The following is a 20,634-nucleotide window of genomic DNA, read 5'->3' as shown; positions in this document are numbered from 1 at the left end:
AGGGACACTGCTTTGCACGACTCCCGCTCTCCCGTTGGTGGCCCAAAAGGGTGTGAACGCCAGGCGCGATGTTTGTGCGGGGCCGACGCCTATCAAAACATAGGCGAGGAATCGAACGGGCAGTAGCAACGCAGCAGATGCGCCCTTTTCAGCCGCCAACCGGAATCACCAGGCTTTCCCGCATGGCTCGGAACGCAATGACGGTTCGGGTACTACTCACTGTGTCGATATCATTGATGCTCATGACAATACGCTCCAGAGCTTCAGTGTCCTTGCAGCGAACCTTGACCAGAAAGCATTCCTCGCCGGTCATATGAATCACTTCCTGTATGCCCGCGATCTCGGTCAATTGCGCACCTACCGTCCGCGCCAGACGATGCGGTGAAAGCCGGAGAAACACATAGGCCAGTACGGAACATTCCAGGGCGGCAGGATCCACCACCGCGGTGTAGCCCTTGACAACTCCTGTCTTTTCGAGCTTTTTGATACGTTCAAACACTGCAGACGCCGTCTTGCCCACCTGCCGGGCAATCTCCGCATTGGAAGTCCTGGCATTCTCCTGCAAGATCGTCAAAATTTGCACATCAATATCGTCAATCATTCGGATATTCTCCTTTTCAACGAACGATACACAAGCAAAGCGGCGTCGTAAACCCTGATTCGTCAAATTCAGCCAGAGAAGCCCTGCCCCTTGTCAAGCATCATTGACAGGATCACTCGTCGTCCCTATCTTCCGGCACCAGCAGAAAGCCCTGTCAATATAGCCCTTTTGTTTAAAACAGACTTCAGATTCAGGATCAGATATGAACGCCATTACTCGGCGCTGGAACGCCCCCAATGGATACCGCCACGTCCTGCACATCGGCTTGCCGCTGATGGCAAGCATGCTGTCGGCCACTGTCACCCAATTCACGGACAGAATATTCCTGGCGCAGTATTCTTTGGAAACGCTCGCAGCCTCGCTGTCGGCCAGCATCACCAACTTCACGCTGATGGCCTTCTTCATGGGCATGGTCAGCTACGTGAACGTATTCGTGGCTCAATACACCGGAGCCGGACGGCACGAACGGCTGGGCTCGGCCCTGTGGCAAGGCGTCTGGCTGGCCTTGGCTTCCGGTGTAATCATTGCCGTTCTCAGCCTGCCCGCCCCGCAGTTCTTTGCCTTTGTGGGCCATACGCCAGAGGTACAGGTCATGGAAATCAGCTATTTCCGCATCCTGTGTTTCGGTGCCGTGCTCAACATTCTGGCCATGGCTCTCTCCACCTTCTATTCAGGGCGCGGACTGACCCGGCCAGTAATGCTGGTGAACATGATCGGAGCCGCCGTGAACATCCCGCTGGATTACGCCCTGATCAACGGCGCATGGGGTGCGCCCGAAATGGGTATTGAAGGTGCTGGATACGCCACGGTCTTTGCCTGGGGTTTGACGGCAGTCCTCTTCGCCGCTTTGATCTTTCGGCGCAGATATGAAGAAAAATATCGCATGATCTCCTCTTTCGGACTCGATCGAGAGTTGTTTGGCAGACTCCTGAAATTCGGTGCTCCAGGCGGGGCGCAATTCTTTTTGGACGTGTTCGGCTTCATGGCCTTTGTGCTCATTGTGGGACGCATCGGCAATGACCAATTGGCGGCCACGAACATGGTCTTCAGCCTAAACCACTTTACGTTTCTGCCCATGATTGGGCTGCATATCGCCGTAGAGACGTTGGTGGGCCAATCCATTGGTGCCAAACGCCCGCAGGACGGAGAAGAAGCGACCAAGAGTTGCGTCCAGCTGTGTGTGGCCTGGGGACTGTCCATCGGGGCGATCTTCGTCCTGTTCCCCGAACCGCTGCTTGCCGCGTTCAAACCTGCGGCCTACACCGTCGCACAATACGCACCCATCGCCGAAACAGGGCGTATCCTGTTGCTGTTTGTGGTGGCCTACACCGTCTTCGACGGCGTCGTCATAGCTTACACGGGCGCTCTCAAAGGCGCGGGCGACACCCGCTATATCATGCTGCTGGCCGGTTTCATGTCCCTGTTCGTCATGATCCTGCCCACTTTCATCGTGGTGGAGGTGCTGCACCTTGGGCTGTATGCCGCCTGGACCTGCCTCGTGACGTTCCTGATCGTATACGCCGGATTTGCTTACCTGCGCTTCAGAAGCGGGCGATGGAAGAAATTGTCTGTGATTGAGCACTAATGTGCAGGCGAGGCCCCCGCTGACAAGGCTGCCCGCGTGGTCTGTGATAGACCTCATTAATCTGCGCATTGCTTTCATCCACCCAAGGCACTGAAATGCTGTTCTTTACTAGGAATTATTCCTAGTTCCTTGCCATTCAATGGCAAATGACTACAATCCTAAGCTCGGCACCAAGGACTTCTCTCATCAAACCCAGTCTCACCGAAACCGCGCAGTGTTTCACTGCCCGCACGGACAAGCCAAACATATGAATCACGATTGCATCCATATAGAAGGTGCCAGACACCACAACCTGAAAGACCTGGATCTGGACATCCCGCGCGGGAAACTTGTGGTCGTCTGTGGCCCTAGTGGCTCGGGCAAATCCACCCTCGCCTTCGATATCATCTATGCCGAGGGACAGCGGCGCTACGTGGAGTCCCTGTCTGCCTATGCTCGCCAGTTTCTGCCGCAGATGGACAAACCCAAAGTCGACAAGATCGAAGGCCTGTCCCCGGCCATTTCCCTCGAGCAGCAGACAACCTCACGCAACCCACGCTCCACCGTCGGCACCGTAACGGAAATCTACGATTTCCTCCGCGTCTTCTTTGCCCGCTTGGGCACCATGTACTGCCCGGATTGTGGCAGGCCCATCCGTTCCCAGTCCTCAGACGAGATCGTGGACGAGATCATGGCCTTGCCCGAAAGCAGCAAGTTTCTACTCCTGGCCCCGCTGACCGAACATCAGAAAGGCACTCATGCTGATCGCATGAAAAAGCTTTTGTCCGAAGGCTTTGTGCGAGTGCGCGTGAACGGCAAAGTCACAAACCTCGAACCACTGCCCGAGCTGGACAAGAAAAAGAAGCACAGCGTAGATCTTGTCGTGGACCGTCTCGTGGTCCGCGAAGGCATGCGCAAGCGCTTGGCGGACTCCGTGGAACTGGCCCTGCGCTATGGTCAGGGGCGGTTAACCGTGAATCTGGTAGGCGGCGATCGGGACGGAGAAGACATCCTCTTCAGCTCCGAATCCGTCTGTACGCATTGCAGGGTCAGCCTCCCAGCCCTGTCTCCTCAACTTTTCTCCTTCAATAGCCCCCAAGGGGCGTGCCCGGTTTGCTCAGGCATCGGCAGTGTAGATTATTTCGAACCTAATCTTCTGGCTCCTAACAAAGGACTCTCACTGGCAGGGGGTGCCATCATCCCTTGGAAGAACCCGCGAGTGTTCGAACGCTATGAGGGCAAGCTCAAAAAATTAGGCAAACGTCACGGCTTCAGCCTGAAGACACCCATTGGTGAATTCTCCGAGGACGCCCATCAGGCACTGTTCCATGGCGACGCTACAGTCGACTGGGAAGGTGTACTTGCCATGCTTGAAGCGGGCATGAGCTTTGGCCATGTCTGGCGCGACGAGCTCTCTCGCTTCAGACAGGCACGGCCCTGTCCGGCCTGCAACGGCGCGCGCCTGCGCCCCGAAACGCTGGCTGCCCGAGTGGAAGATCTGAACGTCTTTGAATTCACCAGCCTGTCCATCCGCCGTGCCCTGAAGTGGCTGCAAGGACTGAGCTTCAACGACGCACAAGCTCCCGTCGCTGAGCCACTGATGAAGGAACTCACTCACAGATTGAGATTTTTGGTCAATGTCGGCCTGGATTATATCTCGCTCGCCCGCAACATGAGTACCCTTTCGGGTGGTGAGGCCCAGCGCATCCGTCTGGCAGGCCAGCTTGGCTCCGGGTTGGTGGGCGTGACCTATGTTCTGGATGAACCGTCCATCGGCCTGCACCCGCGCGACAATGACCGGCTTCTGGAAACCCTGCGCGAGTTGCAGGGCAGGGGCAATACAGTGTTGGTGGTCGAGCACGATGAAGCCACCATCAGAAATGCCGACCATGTCATCGAACTTGGACCGGGATCGGGCTGGCTTGGCGGCGAAATCGTCTACAAGGGCAACGTCCCCGACCTGATGAAAAGCAAGAAGAGCCTGACTGCCAAGTATCTGCGTGGCGATCTGACCATCGAGCAACCCGAACAGCGACGCCCGGCCAACGGCTCCATTACCCTGAAAAACGTGACTACCAACAATCTGCGCGGCCTGGATGTGAGTATCCCTCTGGGCAGTCTGACCTGTGTCACCGGGGTTTCCGGTTCGGGCAAGAGTTCGCTGGTGGTGGATACTCTGTACAAGCATCTGGCCTTGGCGCGTGGCATCAAGGTAGACAACCCGGGCCAACTCTCGGGCATCGACGGCATCGACAAGATCGAACGCATCGTGTCCATCGACCAGACGCCCATTGGCCGCACGCCACGCTCCAACCCCGCGACCTACACCAAAATCTTCGACGAAATCCGAAAGATTTTTGCGGGCACCAAGGAGTCCAAGGCCCGGGGCTACAAGCTTGGGCGCTTCAGCTTCAATGTGCGTGGCGGGCGCTGCGAATCCTGTCGGGGCGACGGGCATATCCGCGTGGAAATGCACTTTCTGCCTGATGTGTTCGTCAAATGCGACGTCTGCAAGGGCAAGCGCTATAATCGCGAGACCCTGGACGTGACCTACAAGGGGTTGAACATTTCGGAGGTCCTGAACCTCACGGTGCGCCAGTCCCTGAAATTCTTCGAAAACTATCCAGCACTCGTGCGCCGTCTGTCTATCCTGGAAGATGTGGGTTTGGAATATCTACGCCTGGGACAACCCGCGACCACCCTTTCCGGTGGCGAGGCCCAACGCATCAAGATCAGCCGCGAACTGGGCAAGCGAAGCTTGCCCGGCACCCTGTACATCCTGGATGAACCCACCACTGGCCTGCACATGCACGAGGTGGGCAAGCTGATCAAGGTGTTACATCGACTGGTGGATCGGGGCGCCTCCGTGCTGGTCATCGAGCACAATCTGGACGTGGTCAAGGCTTCGGACTGGGTGCTGGACCTCGGCCCCGGCGGAGGCGAACACGGCGGCCTGGTGGTGGCCGAAGGCACCCCCGAGGACATCGCCGCCAATCCCGAATCCGTAACCGGCAAGTTTTTGCTGGATTGATGCACGACCTGCGGAGGAAAGGGAAGCCCCTTTTCAAAAGCAACACAAATGGCCCGCCCCGGATGCTCCGGGGCGGGCCATTGTCTATTGGTAAATCTTAAACGAATTATGTGTGTTCCAGCCTTTCCTGCTTTCCGGCCTTTCCTTCTTCAAAAGTGGCGCAGCATCAAAACGGATCAGGAGTGGTTGAATGCAAAGCGCTAAAAAACACTTATCTTTCAATGCGTTGCCCGACACATCAGGTAAAACCAACTCAGAGATGGTCAGATATGAGGCGCAAGAGCAATTCAAGCTCGACGCATATCTGAGATATGCGAGAGTTTGAACGGCACGCAGCAACAAAATAGATGAGCGTCTATGAGTTGGTTTTTACGCCCCCGACGACAAAGACGGGATCGGAATCCCAAGTATTGGCAAAATGAGGATCGTCCTTGGGCCGCCAATGATTGCGAATGGACACCGTCCAGCAGTCCTTGAAGCCTGCCTCCAGCAGGTAATCCAGCACCAAGCCCATGCGTTCGAAATCGTGCAGTTCTGTCCACAGGGCCGTGACTTTTTCCGGGAACCAGCGATTGGAAAAGCTGACCATGAACTGCCCACCGGGGCGCAAGACTCGTAGCACCTCGGCAGTCACAGCACGGGGATTGGTCAGATACTCCACGGACAGGCTGTTGACCACGTTGTCGAAAGATGCGTCGCCAAAAGGCAGAGCAGGCTCGGCGTTCAGGTCATGGACCAGACGCTCCATCAGAAGCGTATTGGCGCCCAATTCTTCCACATTCATCCCCAGGCCCGTCACCGCAAGGTCCATGTCTTCGGGGAGGTGGGATTGCTTGCTGCTCATCAGGTCAAGGACCTTGGCCCCCGTCGACAAACGCTTCGTGTACTCCTCACGAATCAGACGCAAGGCCGTTTTATCCACGTGGTCGACCTGCCGAGGCTGAGCATAGAATCCGGAGTCGTCCTCGTCCTGGCGCTGGAGAGCATAGTCCACGTCAAACTTTGTCCGCAATCCGCCTGTCCGAGCCTGCATGCCCGGTCCATTCATACAGATTTCTTCCATCCAGTCGGGCAATTTCCCACGCGAGCGGCGATCATACACCTTGACCAATCGTGCCTCCACTGCCAGATGCCGCGCGGCCAGCGGATGGTTGAAATCGACTTTGACTTCAGAGCCGCGCACATCCACAACACGAAATGCGGGACGGACGTCCGTGGTTCGAATACCGGGATGCGAACCGAGCAACTGATAGGGATAAAACCGCCCGGAGACAGGCTCCACGGTACGCCCACCAATCTTCATGGGTTTGAAACAACCACGATCAAGGGTAGCAATCTTTCGCGGCCGCTGGCCAGGGACGACTTTGCCGGGAATATAATCGCCCGTAGACGTGGTCCCAACTTCAGCCCCCTTGAGCGGAGCATCCATGCCGGGGGGAAAAAAATCCCGATGCGGGTCAACCTTGCGCGCCAGGTATCGTTCTTCGTGGGAGGCTTCATCGGAACTCCAGCGAACCGTGAACTCCACCTCGGCCTGCATGCCGCGTGACAGTGGGGCGTCGATGGCTTCGCCCAGTACATCCTCGATCATTGAATCTCCCTCTCTGTCAGAAACAAAAACATACACCTACGGAGTGCGCCCAGTGTGCACATCACCAACACGATGTAGCAAGTCCGAATGAGTAGCCTACACCCAGCGGCGCATAAGACAGGCAGTCATGTCACCCTCGATTCAATTACCGGTAGGACAATTTCCGCTCATGACATGAACATGCCTTGAGTGCACGACGGAAGTCAATGTCGTTGGAGCTTTGCCCCCTTGCTGGTTCTCCACCATGGCGCCCCCGCAGCGAGTTTGCCTGACGGCGCAAGTTTGCCTTTGAGCCACAGGTACGATAGATACACGCAACCGATCCAGACGACCCGACGGAGGGACGCCGGGACCATTCCGGGAACCACCCGCACCCCGCGCCCCCCGCTTATTTTTTCGACACCCCTTTCGGCCCCCAGTGGCCGAGCAGAGGAGGACGCCTTGCGTATTCTCATCGTTGGTTCCGGAGGCCGGGAGCATGCCCTGGCCTGGAAGCTCGCCCAAAGCCCAAAGGTGGACAAGATGTTCATCGCCCCCGGCAATGGCGGTACCGCCCAATTGGGTGAAAACGTCGACATCAATGACGACGATCTGCCAGCCATCGCCGCCTTCGCCAGAAACAACGCCATTGATCTGGTGGTCACCGGCCCCGAACTGCCGTTGGTACTCGGCCTCAAGGAGACCTTGGACCAGGAAGGCATCACCTGCTTCGGGCCCAATGCCTTTGCCGCACAACTGGAAGGCTCCAAGGCCTTTTCCAAGACCGTGATGCGCGCCGCAGGTGTTCCCACTGCCGATTTTGAAGTCTTCGATGACTACGATCAGGCCCGGGCGCACGTTGACGAACGCTCCATGCCCTGCGTGATCAAGGCCGATGGCCTGGCCGCTGGCAAGGGAGTGGTCGTAGCCAAAACTCGCGAAGAGGCCTTGGAGGCTCTGGACGAGATGATGGTCAAGCAGGTCTTTGGTGCAGCCGGAGAACGTGTTGTGGTCGAAGACGCCCTGATTGGCGAAGAAGCTTCGTTCCTGGCCTTCTCCGATGGTGTGAACATCAGTGTCATGCCCTCCTCCCAGGACCACAAGGCCGTTTACGAAGGAGACAAAGGCCCCAACACCGGCGGCATGGGCGCTTACACCCCCGCCCCCATCCTGCCCAAGGCTGACTACGAAAAGACTGCCGAAATGACCCTGGCCCCCATCATTCGCCATATGGCCAAGGCTGGACACCCCTTCAAGGGCGTACTCTATGCCGGGCTGATGTATACCGATGAAGGCCCCAAGGTGCTTGAGTACAACGTGCGCTTCGGTGATCCCGAATGCCAGCCCCTGCTGACACGCCTGGACTCTGACCTTTTCGAGATCATGATGGCCTGCGTCAACGGCACCCTGGACGAGATGAGCATCGACTGGAATGACGAAACCAGTGTTTGTGTTGTCCTGGCAGCCGAGGGTTACCCCAAGAGCTACCCCAAAGGCATGGAAATCACCGGCCTGGCCGACGCCGACGCCATGGACAAGGTCAAGGTCTTCCAAGCGGGAACAAAGGCCGAGGGAGATAAGATTCTGAGCTCCGGCGGCCGCATCCTGGGTGTTACGGCTCTGGGGGCTGATCTGAGTTCCGCCAAGGAACTTGCCTATCAGGCCATTGAAAAAATCCATTTCGATAACTGCTATTTCCGCCGTGACATCGGCGACAAAGGACTCAAAAGGAGCTAAGTCATGAGCCGTGTAGCCATTTTCATGGGCAGCATCTCCGACGAGGAGAAAGTCCGCCCCTGCGCAGACATTCTGGACAAACTGGGCATCGACTACACCTTTACCGTGACCAGTGCGCATCGCACCCCCGAACGCACAGCCAAACTCGTCGCCGAGTTGGAAGAGAAAAATTGCCAGGTCTACATCTGTGCCGCAGGCATGGCCGCGCATCTGGCCGGAGCCGTGGCCGCCAAGACCATCCGTCCGGTCATCGGCATCCCCATCACCGCCTCGGAACTGGGTGGCATGGACGCCCTGCTGGCAACAGTGATGATGCCTCCGGGATTCCCGGTAGGCACAGTCGCTCTGGACAAGGCCGGGGCACGCAACGCCGCTTGGCTGGCCGCCCAGATCCTGGCGCTGTCCGACAAGGACATCGAAGCCAAACTGCTGGCCGTACGTGAAGACTTCAAGACCTCCGTGGAAAAGGCTGCCGCCAGCCTGAACAAATAAGCGACTATCAACAGCAGTACCCGCCCGGACGGAAGCTGCTTGCTGCAAGTTCATTTTCGCCCCCGCATGCTCCGCACGCGGGGGCGATTTCATATCTTCATCCTTGACGGCCACACTATCTGAAGACTGAATATTTCGTAACGTACACTCTTTACAACTCCACACAGGAGATGTATCCAACCCGCGTTATGTACTAGCCACTCCTCGAACCGTCCTGCCCCGCAGGTGCCGGTTCATCATACCCCCCGACAGAGTCGGAGCGACGCCCAAGCGTCGGCTCCGTTAATACGTATGCACTCAGCCCGGGTACTGCCCGGTCTCATGAGGATATGGCTATGCTACTCCATCACGACATTATCAAGACCCTCGACTCCATCCCCATCCCCAATGCCCTGTGGTCCGGAGCGTACAAAATTCCCTGGAATGATCCGGAGTTCAGTCACCGCATGCTTTACGAGCACCTGACTCAGGACCATGATTTGGCCAGCAGGCGAAGCGAAACAATACAGGCCCAGGCTCGTTGGCTTCATCATGAAATTCTTGGTGACACCCCTTCCAGCATTCTGGATCTGGGGTGCGGCCCTGGACTGTATGCCCCTCACTTTACAAACCAGGGGCACACCTATCGGGGTATGGATTTCGGACCGGCTTCCATCGATCACGCCAAGCTCCATTATGAAAAACCCAACCAGTGTACCTTCGCACTCGGCAATGTACTTCATGAAGAGTTCGAAGAACCGTACGATCTGGTGACGCTGCTTTACGGCGAGTTGAATATCTTCCCACCTGAAGACTGTGCCAAACTGCTGACCAAGGCATACAAGGCACTGGCTCCGGGTGGACGAATCGTGCTTGAGGCCCATACTCATGCCGCAGTCCAAGGCATCGCTCAGGGCAATGGCTGGTATACGGCGCAGAGTGGTCTCTTCTCCGACAATCCACACCTCTGCCTGACCAGTAGCCACTGGTACCCAGAACAAAACGTTGCCCTGCAATGTTTCCACGTGGCAATTCCAGAAACGGGCACACTGCAGAGCTACCGCAATACCGTGCAGGCCTGGACTGACGAGGAATACCATCAGCTGTTGAAGACAGCTGGCTTCAACGACACCATCTTCCATCAGGATTGGCCCGGAGGGCAGGACATGCTGCAACTGATCTCAGGCAGGAAATAACCAGCAATCCGGTACTCGGCTCATACCTGTCACGGCTTCGCCGGGATGACTGCAAGCAAAAAACAAGGGGCCCGATTCGGGCCCCTCACTGCATGCTGGAAAATATCTCTAGCCTGAACGCCAGATTTAATCCCCGTCTTTACGCAACAACAGGTGATAGTCCGCCCCAAAGCACATACGCCGTACAATGGTCACCACGATGAATGAAGACAGGGCCGTGGCTGCGGCTATCATCAGCATCACCACGATCTGATAGCGACAGGCCATGGCCGGATCGGCTCCGGCAATGATCTGACCGGTCATCATGCCCGGAATGGACACCAAACCCACCCCCATCAGTGAATTGATGGAAGGAATCATGCCCGCACGGATGGCCTCACGCATGATGTCATTACTGGCCTCGCGGTAATCCGCCCCGAGGGAAAGCTTCATTTCAATCTCCTCGCGTCGGGCACGAAGGGATGAGAACAGCCGTTCCAGGGAGATGGACAGAGCATTCATGGAGTTGCCGGCCACCATGCCGCCGATGGGTAGGAAATAGCGGGGTTCCCACCACGGGTCTGCGCCGATAATGACTCCGGTGACGGTGGTGGCAACCAGCATGTAGGTCGCCACCATGGCCCCGAACACGGGCAGGCCAAAGGCCACGTCCCGCTCGGGCACCCGCCCATGCACGATATGCGCGGCAGCAGCCACCATGGCGGCAAACACAGCCACTACCAACAACCCCATCTCCAGGGCAAAGACATATTTCAGGGCATAGCCCATCAGGAAAAGTTGGACGAAGGTACGCACCGCACCCACAGCCAAGCTCTTGTGCAGCCCCAGATTATAGGCCAGAGAAATTCCGCCTGCCACGAGCACGAAGACAAGGGTCAGAGCCAGTTGTTCCGGCCCGATGGCAATGGGTCCGGTACCGGTCATAACTCCTCCTCAAGGCGACAGGCCGCCACGTTTACGGTCCTGAAGGGGACGGTTCTTGGCGCATATTCATTATGGCTCACCAGAAGCACCGTCACCCCCAGCTCCGCGCACAGACGTTCGGCAGTATCCTCCACCACCCGTCGGCTTTCAGGGTCCAACGCACTGGTCGGTTCATCCAGCAACATGACCTGGGGCCCAAGCAACATGGCCCGCAACAGGCACAGACGCTGGCGCTGCCCCACCGAGAGCTTTTTGGCTGCCATATCCAGTAACACACCCGACAGCAACAGGGAATCGAGCCCTTGCCGCAGGGCATCGTCAGCGGGGGGATTCAACTCCCGATTGGCACGAAAGGAAAACGGCAACAGCAGATTATCGCGCACACTGCCCGAGACAATGCAAGGGGTCTGTTGGATCAGACAGACCTCGCGCCGGTAGTGTTCCGGCGGCAGGTAATCAAGGGATTTACCCTGATACAGCAAGCCTCCTGAAGCTGGCTGTTCCAACCGTGCCAAGACTCGGAGCAACGTCGATTTACCGCCCCCGGAGGGCCCCTTGAGCAACACGAATTCACCTCGTGTTACGATGAAATCGATGCCGGACAAACAGGGAGCACCATCGGGCCAAGTAAAGTCCAATGCAGAAAGATCAAAGACATTCATGTGGGCATCCTAACAGTTCACCACAAAAAAGGCCCGGCTTTGCAGCCGGGCCTTCCGTGTCATTATCATGTCGAAGTTGTGTTACTTCTTGTTCTTGCCGCGGCGTTCCCACAACTTCATGTCGGCCATCTTCTTGCGGCGCTCACGAGCGAGACTTTTGCAGACCAAAGAGGTTTTCTTGGTGTAGCCCCACTTCTCCTTGTATTCCAAAGGAGTCAGGTCGTGAGTGATCAGGTGGCGCTTGGTCAGCACCTTGAAGCTTTTGCCACATTCGAGACAGATGATGCTCTTCTCACGAATGGCCTTCTTGGGATCAACGGCGGGGTTCTGAGCCTCAGCGGCCTCTTCAACACCCTCGCTGATGGAGCCGATGCCCTTGGCCAGCTTCTCCACCATGGAAATGATCTCTTCTTCGGTCATATTACGGACGCTCGCCTGCGCCTTCACGATCTCAAGAGCTTCTTTCAAATATTCGTCCATTGTATTCCTCCAGGTTCAATATAGATGCGCACTGCATAGCTGAATGCAATACGGGAAGCAACGACTTTTTTCTATTAAATATCGAAATACGCTTGCTTTCCAGACTCTTCCGGGGATTCTACCGTGAAACATCATCACTCAATATTTGTCCCTACGTATGCCCAAAACAGTTTCAAACACCTAATTTAATGAATTTTCTCGGTTATATCGGACCTTGTCACGGCATTCATACACTTCGTGATGTAATTCACGAATGCAACGTCAATGTGCAAGAGTCAGCACCAAAGTCCCACAGTATCAACACGTTGCAAACGCATACAAATCAAAAAACATAAAGGGGCAGAGCAATTATCGCCCCACCCCACCGCTCAAATGCACCTTGCAACCGCAATTATTGCGCAGCAACAATCATCACAACCCTGACATCCGATAGACGGATTTCATATCCAGACTGGAGCGCACCGCATCGGCCAGACGATCCAAGGCGGATTCCAGGTCATAGGCCATCACAACCCGCCCCAGAGGCTCCTGCCCACTGCGTTTGCGGAGTTGATCCACAAAGCGGCGACGAAATACATCGGCATCGAACAGGCCATGCAGATAACTGCCCCAGACCAGCCCAGACGCATCCTCATAGCCAAGGGGCTCGCCATCACTGCGCATGACGCAAATCTTCGGTGTGGCGCCAAGGGGAATCGTACGGCCATGATGGATCTCATACCCATGAAGCGCCTCACCCGTACCCAGATGCGTGGCCCTGGCACGGATCAATGTCTTTTCCGGCGCCAGCTCTGTAGCCAGAGGCAATAGTCCCAATCCCGCCAACTCGCCACCGGATTCAAGGCCCAGTGGATCGCTGATCGTCCGGCCCAACATCTGGAAGCCCCCGCAGATACCAACGATTTCGGTCTCGCCCTGGGTTGCCAGATCCAACAGAGCCTGGGCCATGCCTGTTTCACGCAAGAAATGCATATCCGCCACCACGTTCTTGCTGCCCGGTAAAATCACGGCATGCGGAGAACCCAGGTCAGCAACCCGACGCACCACGCGCAGATGAACGTCCGGCTCACCCAACAGGGCGTCCAGATCTGTAAAGTTGGAGATATGCGGCACATCCACCACCGCAATATCCACCACCCGCTCAGCGGAAGGGAGGCGATCAAGCACTCCACTCTTGAAGGAGACCGAATCCTCCTCGGGCAATCCCAAATCAGTCAGATGATGCACCACCCCGGCAAAGGGCACTCCCGTACGGTCCGTGGTGATCGTCAAAGCCTCGTCCAGCAGGGAGGCATCCCCCCTGAAATTGTTGACCACAAAACCGCGCACCAGGGCGCGTTCCCATTCGGACAGCAGCTCCATGGTACCCACGAACGAGGCAAACACACCGCCCCGATCAATGTCCCCAGCCAGCAATACACCAGCATTGGCATATCGAGCCATGGCCATATTCACGATGTCGTGACGCTTCAGGTTCACCTCCGCCGGACTACCGGCTCCCTCCAGCACCATGACCTCGTGCTCAGCCGCCAGGGAATCATAGGCCTGCTTGGCCCGGGCAAAGGCTTCGGGCTTGTAGCGCACATATTCCTTCACCTTCATATTGCCGATGGGCTGCCCCATGATGATCACCTGCGAGCCCACGTCCGAACTGGGCTTGAGCAGCACAGGATTCATGCGCACATCCGGGTCCAAGCGACAGGCCTGGGCCTGGGTGACCTGAGCCCGCCCCATCTCGCCACCATCACGGGTCACAAAGGAATTGAGCGACATGTTCTGTGACTTGAATGGAGCGACGTCATACCCGTCTTGCAACAGAATCCGGCACAAGGCCGCAGCCAGCACACTCTTGCCCGCATTGGATGAACAGCCCTGGACCATGAGGGCCGGGGTCCGGCGCTTCTTCAGATGCAGAACAGGTCCATTTGCAACCGATGACACGGCAAAGACCTGCTCCAACGCGCAGATGAGCTGTGCATTCTCATGCGCGGGGCGAACCGCCACCCGAAAGAATCTGTCATCCAACCCATCGAAACTTTGGCAGACACGAATAGCTATCCATTGCTCAAGAAGTCGCTCTGCCAGCGTCGAGGCATCCAGGTCCGTTCTGTCGATACGGCAGAGCAGAAAATTAGCCGTCCCCGGAAACACCGTCAGCCCGGGCAACGCAGACAAGGACGCCTGCAATTCATCGCGCAAAGCCTCCACAGCCTGCACCGTACGCAACGCGTACTCCGAATCTTCCAGTGCACGACACCCCACGGCCTGAGCCAGACCGTTCACGGACCAGGGAGGAATGCGCCCGGTGATGGTCTTGGCCACATCAGATGCCGCAAATCCAAGGCCCAGACGCAACCCCGGAACCGCATAGAATTTCGTCAGGGAATACAGAACAATCACATTGGCCGGGCGGGAAGACGCCAACCGGTCCAGCCCCGGAACAAAATCGGCAAAGGCCTCGTCCACCACAAACCAGGTTTCGGAAAAACGTTCCGCCAATGTCCGCAGCTCGTCGGGATCAAAGCATGCGCCCGTGGGGTTGTTGGGCTGCCCCAGAAAAACGGCGCAATCTTCTGAGCCACCACTCTCCAACCACTCGGCAAGAGCATCGAAATCAACGGCAAAGCCAGCGGCCTCATCCAGCACAAAGGCCTCGACGTCAACACCCGACAATTCGCAGGCCCGGCGATAATCCGTATAGGACGGAACAGGCACGATAGCCCGACGGATATTCAAAGCAGGACACAAGGCATACAGAATCTCGGTGGAGCCGTTGCCCGCAATGACTTCCTCCGCTGCCACGCCAAAGCGTTCAGCCGCGGACTGAGTCAACTCGCCACAATATGGATCGGGGTAATGCGTCAGCCCGGACAATTCACTGGCAATAAGCCCACGAAACCAGTCCGGCAGTCCCAGCGGATTGATGTTCGCCGAAAAGTCCACAAGCTCGCCACGATTGCATCCCGCAGCTTCGGAAAGTCGACGGATATGCCCGCCGTGCGTGAAGTCGTTCATGGGGCGCAAACTAGCATTAAGCGTCTTGAAGGCAAAGGGGCTGAAAGCCCTTTTGATTAGGACACATCTCCAACGAGCGGGCCCACTTGTTTGGCAACAAAAAAGGGCCGTCCCTTTCGGAACGGCCCCGTATAATCGAGCTTGGAAGCGTGAGTGGCTTAGTACATGCCGCCCATGCCGCCCATGCCGCCCATGCCACCAGGCATGGCAGGAGCGCCAGCGCCAGCAGGCTCAGGCTTCTCGCAGATGGCGCATTCGGTGGTCAGCAGCAGGCCGGACACGGAAGCAGCGTTCTGCAGCGCGGTGCGGGTGACCTTTTTGGGGTCAATGACACCGGCCTTGATCAGGTCGCCGTACTCGCCGTTGGCGGCGTTGAAGCCGAAGCCACCCTTACCGTCACGGACCTTCTCCACAACGATGGAGCCTTCCAGCCCGGCGTTGTTGGAGATCATGCGCAGGGGCTCTTCGATGGCACGAGCGATGATGGCAACGCCAGCAGCTTCGTCGTCATCGGCGGGCTTGATCTTGCCCAGCACGCTGGAGCAACGCACCAGAGCGACGCCACCACCAGGAACGATGCCCTCTTCGACGGCAGCGCGGGTAGCGTTCAGAGCGTCTTCGACGCGGGCTTTCTTTTCCTTCATCTCGGTCTCGGTGGCAGCACCGACGTTGATGACGGCCACGCCACCCACGATCTTGGCCAGGCGCTCCTGAAGCTTTTCCTGGTCGTACGCGGAGGTGGACTCGTCAATCTGCGCGCGCAGCTGGCCCACACGAGCCTTGATCTCATCGCCCTCACCAGCGCCATCGACGATGGTGGTGTTTTCCTTGTCGATCACAACACGCTTGGCGGTACCGAGGTCAGCCACGGTGGTGTTCTCGAGCTTGATGCCCAGGTCAGCAGAGATGACCTGACCGCCGGTCAGCACGGCGATGTCCTTGAGCATTTCCTTGCGGCGATCGCCAAAGCCAGGGGCCTTGATGGCGACAACGTTCAGGGTACCACGCAGCTTGTTGACCACCAAGGTAGCCAGAGCTTCGCCGTCCACGTCCTCGGCGAGAATCACCAGAGGCTTGGACATTTTGGCGGTCTGCTCGAGTACGGGCAGCAGCTCCTTCATGTTGGAGATCTTGCCTTCGCTGATCAGGATCAGAGGATCGGCCATTTCGCAGATCATCTTTTCCGGATTGGTGACGAAATAGGGGGAGAGGTAACCACGGTCGAACTGCATGCCTTCGACAACGTCCAGGGTGGTCTCAAGGCCCTTGGCCTCTTCAACCGTGATAACGCCTTCCTTGCCGACCTTGTTCATGGCCTCGGCAATGATGTTGCCGATGGTGGCATCGTTGTTGGCGGAGATGGTGCCAACCTGGGCGATCTCTTTCTGGTCACGGGTGGGCTTGGCAATCTTGGACAGCTCATCGGTCAGGGCAATAACGGCCTTGTCGATGCCGCGCTTGACGGCCATGGGGTTACGACCGGCAGCAACCAGCTTCACGCCTTCGGAGAAGATGGCCTGAGCCAGGATGGTGGCAGTGGTGGTACCGTCACCGGCAACGTCGGAGGTCTTGGAAGCGACTTCCTTCACCATCTGGGCGCCCATGTTCTCGAACTTGTCCTCAAGCTCGATTTCCTTGGCAACGGTCACGCCGTCCTTGGTGATGATCGGGGAGCCGAAAGACTTCTCGATGACAACGTTACGGCCCTTGGGTCCGAGGGTCACTTTCACAGCATTGGCCAGCTTGTCGAGACCGATTTTCAGCTTCTCGCGAGCTTTGGCGTCAAAAAGAATTTCTTTGGACATTGGATATGCTCCTTAAAAAATGAGATTAACCTTCGATGATAGCCAGGATGTCGTCCTCGCGCATGACGAGGTGCTCGGTGCCTTCGATCTTGATCTCGGTACCGGCGTACTTGTTGAAGAGCACCAGATCACCGGCTTTGACGGTCATCTTGATGGCCTTGCCGGAATCGTCGGTCTTGCCGGGGCCAGCGGCCACGATCTCACCCTTCATGGGCTTTTCCTTGGCAGTGTCAGGAATGATGATACCGCCGGAGGTGACTTCTTCACCCTCCAGGCGCTTAACCAGCACACGATCGTTCAACGGTTTCAGTTTCATGGCTTATCCTCCGATAGCTGTAATTTTGGGTCTCGTTGTTAGCGCTCTGCGTTGGCGAGTGCCAGCGCTCACGAGGTAGCCGCCCGAAGCTCTGATGTCAATTCACATCCGAGCCGAACGAGCGGCGTCGCAAAGTGATATAACCGCTGCTCTAGATGTCAACACCCGGCCCTCATTTTTTTTCGATGGGCCCCAACATAAGCATTAGCAATCCCTGAACGAGCTCACGCACTCCCCTCCACGAACATTGAAGATGCCTAGACTCCAACCTCTAGGCGTGAGCCTCTTAAAATGATATTATCAATATTCTGGGTTCATGTTCGGTCGTTACCGTACAGCCAAGCATTGGAGATGACATGCCTGCGGACATCACAAAATTACGAAAATTCATCGCTCCCGAAGTCATCTACGGGCAGGGGTCAGCCTCGGTGTCCGGACAATACGCCCACAATCTCGGGCTGACACACTGCCTCGTGGTCACCGACCCCGGAGTTCTGGAGGCGGGCTGGACCGAACTGGTAGTCAACAGTCTGATTGATAACGGTATTGAAACCACCGTATTCAGCGAGGTGTCTCCCAATCCCAGAGACACGGAGGTGCGTAGCGGTGTCGATGTCTTCATGTCCCACGGATGTGACGGCATCGTGGCCGTTGGCGGGGGAAGCCCTATGGACTGCGCCAAAGGTATCGGCATCATGGCGACCAACGGTCAGGACATTCTGGAGTTCGAAGGGGTGGATCAGGTTGAAATCCCCGCTCCTCCACTAATCTGTATCCCCACGACGGCCGGCTCCTCAGCCGACGTCTCGCAATTCGCCATCATCAACGATACCTCCCGCAAAGTGAAAATCGCCATTGTCAGCAAATCCACCGTGCCGGACACGGCCCTGGTGGACCCGATCTGCACCACCACAATGAGTCCCACGCTGACAGCTGCCACAGGGCTGGATGCCCTGACTCACGCCTTTGAGGCCTATGTCTCGCTGGTCAACTCCGAAACCACCGACGTCTTCGCCCTGAGTGCCATTCGTCTGGTCCGGGCTCACCTGCTGGATGCCATCGCGTCGCCCAATGACATTGCCGCCCGTGACAAAATGATGCTGGCCTCCATGCACGCCGGATTCGCCTTTTCCAATGCCATTCTCGGAGCGGTCCATGCCATGGCTCACGCCATGGGAGGACTGCTGGACAGCCCTCATGGTGATTGCAATGCCTCCTTGTTGCCTCACGTGGTCCGAGCCAATTTCAATGCCGCCGAGGCTCGTTACAGAACTATTGCTGGCGTTTTTGTCCATGGACTGTCCCCGGGAGAAGCCTTGGCCGCTCCAGCGAATGAGATCCGTGACCGCTTGGTTGAGGAACTCATGGGATTCGGAAAACAGGCCGGCATCCCAAGCGGGCTCAGCCCCATGGGCATGACCAGAACCGATATCCCTCGGCTGGCCAGCCTGGCCCTCAAGGATGCCTGCATGCTGACCAACCCCAAACCTTTCACCCAGGCAGAGGTCGAAGCCATTTATGAGCAAGCCCTCTAAGCCCTCTCCTCCGGACACCCTCCCTGCCAACGACGCGCTGACGCGCCTGATCGGCCTGGGTGATCGCTCCATCCGCAAAAGCTACTACCCGCAGCTCAAGAAAAAAATCACTGAGCTGGAGACATTCCAATTCCTGATGGATAGGGCTGCCGACTCCATTTTTCTGGTACGGGTCGATCCACACAGCATCGAATACGCCAATGACGCAGCCACAACACTCATGCGGCTGAGCAAAGACGAAATGCTTTGCGCCTCAGTGTCCGATGTCTTTGGCCATCAGGTTGCAGCCGATCTGGAAAAAAACTTGGATGCCGACTCCGGGGAAACCATCCAGGCCACGAAAGATGGTCTTGTATTGGAAATGAGTGTGACCAGCCATGTAGTCAACGATGCCCCCTATATTGTCATCGTCGCGCGTGATATCACCCAACGGGTCCAGGCCGAGCTCGAACTTCAACGCCTGCAAGTCCTGTTAAAAGGCATCGTAGAGTCCATGCCTTCTACTCTGATCGGTGTGGATATGAACGGGACCATCTCCCAATGGAATCGCCAGGCGGAACAACTCACGGGCATCGACTCGACGTTGGCCCTCAAGCGCCCCCTTGCAGAAGTATACCCCCGGCTGGCAAATCTGATCATGCATGTCCACCGCGCCGTTAAGGAGCAGTCACCGCAGATTCTTTCACGGGTTCTCCACCACCGACAAGGGCACCTTGTATATGAAGACATCACCGTCTTCCCGCTGGATATCGGGAAGGATGGAGGTGCTGTGATCCGCATCGACGACATCACAAAGCGCGTGCACATGGAAGAACTCATGATCCAGAGTGAAAAGATGATGTCTGTCGGTGGACTTGCTGCGGGCATGGCCCACGAGATTAATAACCCGCTGGGCGGCATCCTGCAGGGAGCACAGAACATTCGGCGCCGTCTGCTTGAGGATATCCCCGCCAATCAGGAAGCAGCCGATCGCCATCAATGCAGCCTGGAGACGATCAGGGCCTACATGCAGGAACGCAGCATCCCCAAGATGCTTGACGGCATCACCAACTCAGGCGCCCGAGCGGCACGCATCGTCACCAACATGCTGAATTTCAGCCGCAAAAGCGACTCTCAAATGGCTCCCAATGACCTGAATGCCATCCTTGACCACGCCCTGGAGCTGGCATCCAGCGACTACAACCTCAAAAAGAAGTATGATTTCAGAAAAATCACGATCATTCGTGACTACAGCCAACAATTACCCCCGCTGCGCTGCTCGGCCACCGAGATTGAACAAGTCCTCCTGAACCTGCTGACCAACGCCGCCCATGCCTACAACGGAACTGACGAACCAGCGGAAGGCAGAACCATCCGCCTGGGCACCTCCCTTTCGGGCGATTCTGCCGTGATTGAAATCGAGGATAACGGCCCAGGCATGGACGAAGAAACCCGCAAGCATATCTTCGAACCATTCTTCACTACCAAGGAGCCCGGAGTTGGTACTGGCTTGGGCCTTTCAGTCTCCTACTATATCATCACCCAGAATCACGGCGGTGAATTTGTGGTACACTCCGCACCAGGGCAAGGTACACGCTTCACCATCAGCCTGCCCATCGACTAAAACCGACCATATTCCCCAGAGCATGCAGCCCTCGTGAAATTTGTCACAGCGCATCCGAAGCAATGGTGATTGCTGTCCTTTATCATAATATTACGCTACAAATTTTACATTATCACACCTTGAC

15 protein-coding genes are annotated in these 20,634 nt (G+C 56.8%); 7 read left to right on the top strand and 8 right to left on the bottom strand.

The window, feature by feature from the left end:
* Positions 1-148: 148 nt before the first annotated feature.
* On the bottom strand, positions 149-601 hold the full coding sequence (locus tag EL361_RS15505; RefSeq protein WP_126380856.1) for an Lrp/AsnC family transcriptional regulator: 453 nt from the start codon (positions 599-601) through the stop codon (positions 149-151).
* 202 nt (positions 602-803) lie between these two features.
* Between EL361_RS15505 and EL361_RS15500 the strand changes: the two genes are divergently transcribed.
* The gene (locus EL361_RS15500; RefSeq protein ID WP_126380855.1) at positions 804-2,186 is read left to right on the top strand and encodes an MATE family efflux transporter; all 1,383 of its coding nucleotides are present in this window, start codon (positions 804-806) and stop codon (positions 2,184-2,186) included.
* A 247-nt stretch (positions 2,187-2,433) separates the two neighbouring features.
* Positions 2,434-5,196, top strand: a complete 2,763-nt coding sequence (gene uvrA / locus EL361_RS15495; protein ID WP_126380854.1) for an excinuclease ABC subunit UvrA — start codon at positions 2,434-2,436, stop codon at positions 5,194-5,196.
* Positions 5,197-5,551: 355 nt separating this feature from the next.
* Here the strand turns inward: uvrA and EL361_RS15490 are convergent, their stop codons facing one another.
* Complete coding sequence (locus EL361_RS15490) at positions 5,552-6,787, bottom strand: methyltransferase domain-containing protein (protein ID WP_126380853.1); 1,236 nt, start codon at positions 6,785-6,787, stop codon at positions 5,552-5,554.
* Positions 6,788-7,228: 441 nt separating this feature from the next.
* On the opposite strand from EL361_RS15490, the gene purD reads away from it, so the two are divergent.
* The 3 genes from purD (at position 7,229) to EL361_RS15475 (ending at position 10,170) form a co-directional block, all read left to right on the top strand.
* On the top strand, positions 7,229-8,503 hold the full coding sequence (gene purD / locus EL361_RS15485; RefSeq protein WP_126380852.1) for a phosphoribosylamine--glycine ligase: 1,275 nt from the start codon (positions 7,229-7,231) through the stop codon (positions 8,501-8,503).
* Positions 8,504-8,506: 3 nt separating this feature from the next.
* Complete coding sequence (gene purE / locus EL361_RS15480; RefSeq protein WP_126380851.1) at positions 8,507-8,995, top strand: 5-(carboxyamino)imidazole ribonucleotide mutase; 489 nt, start codon at positions 8,507-8,509, stop codon at positions 8,993-8,995.
* Between the two features lie 335 nt (positions 8,996-9,330).
* Entirely contained in the window at positions 9,331-10,170 is an 840-nt protein-coding gene (locus EL361_RS15475; protein WP_172961791.1) for a class I SAM-dependent methyltransferase, read from the top strand.
* A gap of 126 nt (positions 10,171-10,296) precedes the next feature.
* Here EL361_RS15475 and EL361_RS15470 read toward each other — a convergent pair whose 3' ends face one another.
* The 6 genes from EL361_RS15470 to groES all read right to left on the bottom strand — a co-directional run bounded on the left by EL361_RS15470 (position 10,297) and on the right by groES (position 17,372).
* Entirely contained in the window at positions 10,297-11,094 is a 798-nt protein-coding gene (locus EL361_RS15470) for an ABC transporter permease (RefSeq protein WP_126380849.1), read from the bottom strand.
* Positions 11,091-11,756, bottom strand: a complete 666-nt coding sequence (locus EL361_RS15465; protein WP_126380848.1) for an ABC transporter ATP-binding protein — start codon at positions 11,754-11,756, stop codon at positions 11,091-11,093. The genes EL361_RS15470 and EL361_RS15465 overlap by 4 nt, the downstream gene beginning before the upstream one ends.
* Positions 11,757-11,837: 81 nt before the next feature.
* Positions 11,838-12,236, bottom strand: coding sequence for a Ros/MucR family transcriptional regulator (locus EL361_RS15460; protein WP_126380847.1), 399 nt, complete (start codon positions 12,234-12,236; stop codon positions 11,838-11,840).
* A gap of 411 nt (positions 12,237-12,647) precedes the next feature.
* A complete protein-coding gene (locus tag EL361_RS15455; RefSeq protein ID WP_126380846.1) occupies positions 12,648-15,251 on the bottom strand; it encodes a cobyric acid synthase in 2,604 nt (867 codons plus the stop codon).
* Between the two features lie 158 nt (positions 15,252-15,409).
* Entirely contained in the window at positions 15,410-17,056 is a 1,647-nt protein-coding gene (gene groL / locus EL361_RS15450; protein WP_126380845.1) for a chaperonin GroEL, read from the bottom strand.
* Between the two features lie 25 nt (positions 17,057-17,081).
* Entirely contained in the window at positions 17,082-17,372 is a 291-nt protein-coding gene (groES, locus tag EL361_RS15445) for a co-chaperone GroES (RefSeq protein WP_126380844.1), read from the bottom strand.
* Positions 17,373-17,728: 356 nt separating this feature from the next.
* On the opposite strand from groES, the gene ercA reads away from it, so the two are divergent.
* Positions 17,729-18,907, top strand: coding sequence for an alcohol dehydrogenase-like regulatory protein ErcA (ercA, locus tag EL361_RS15440; protein WP_126380843.1), 1,179 nt, complete (start codon positions 17,729-17,731; stop codon positions 18,905-18,907).
* Positions 18,891-20,510, top strand: coding sequence for an ATP-binding protein (locus EL361_RS15435; RefSeq protein ID WP_126380842.1), 1,620 nt, complete (start codon positions 18,891-18,893; stop codon positions 20,508-20,510). Before ercA ends, EL361_RS15435 begins: the two co-directional genes overlap by 17 nt.
* The last annotated feature ends 124 nt before the right edge of the window (positions 20,511-20,634 follow it).

This window comes from Desulfovibrio ferrophilus (assembly GCF_003966735.1).
Classification (GTDB): Bacteria; Desulfobacterota; Desulfovibrionia; order Desulfovibrionales; family Desulfovibrionaceae; genus Desulfovibrio_Q; species Desulfovibrio_Q ferrophilus.
This window is presented reverse-complemented; position numbering and strand designations above follow the sequence as displayed.

Coding starts and splice junctions, on each gene's coding strand:
- EL361_RS15505 (WP_126380856.1), bottom strand. CDS start 601: ATGATTGACGATATTGATGTGCAAATTTTGACGATCTTGCAGGAGAAT.
- EL361_RS15500 (WP_126380855.1), top strand. CDS start 804: ATGAACGCCATTACTCGGCGCTGGAACGCCCCCAATGGATACCGCCAC.
- uvrA (WP_126380854.1), top strand. CDS start 2,434: ATGAATCACGATTGCATCCATATAGAAGGTGCCAGACACCACAACCTG.
- EL361_RS15490 (WP_126380853.1), bottom strand. CDS start 6,787: ATGATCGAGGATGTACTGGGCGAAGCCATCGACGCCCCACTGTCACGC.
- purE (WP_126380851.1), top strand. CDS start 8,507: ATGAGCCGTGTAGCCATTTTCATGGGCAGCATCTCCGACGAGGAGAAA.
- EL361_RS15475 (WP_172961791.1), top strand. CDS start 9,331: ATGCTACTCCATCACGACATTATCAAGACCCTCGACTCCATCCCCATC.
- EL361_RS15470 (WP_126380849.1), bottom strand. CDS start 11,094: ATGACCGGTACCGGACCCATTGCCATCGGGCCGGAACAACTGGCTCTG.
- EL361_RS15465 (WP_126380848.1), bottom strand. CDS start 11,756: ATGAATGTCTTTGATCTTTCTGCATTGGACTTTACTTGGCCCGATGGT.
- EL361_RS15460 (WP_126380847.1), bottom strand. CDS start 12,236: ATGGACGAATATTTGAAAGAAGCTCTTGAGATCGTGAAGGCGCAGGCG.
- EL361_RS15455 (WP_126380846.1), bottom strand. CDS start 15,251: ATGAACGACTTCACGCACGGCGGGCATATCCGTCGACTTTCCGAAGCT.
- groL (WP_126380845.1), bottom strand. CDS start 17,056: ATGTCCAAAGAAATTCTTTTTGACGCCAAAGCTCGCGAGAAGCTGAAA.
- groES (WP_126380844.1), bottom strand. CDS start 17,372: ATGAAACTGAAACCGTTGAACGATCGTGTGCTGGTTAAGCGCCTGGAG.
- ercA (WP_126380843.1), top strand. CDS start 17,729: ATGCCTGCGGACATCACAAAATTACGAAAATTCATCGCTCCCGAAGTC.
- EL361_RS15435 (WP_126380842.1), top strand. CDS start 18,891: ATGAGCAAGCCCTCTAAGCCCTCTCCTCCGGACACCCTCCCTGCCAAC.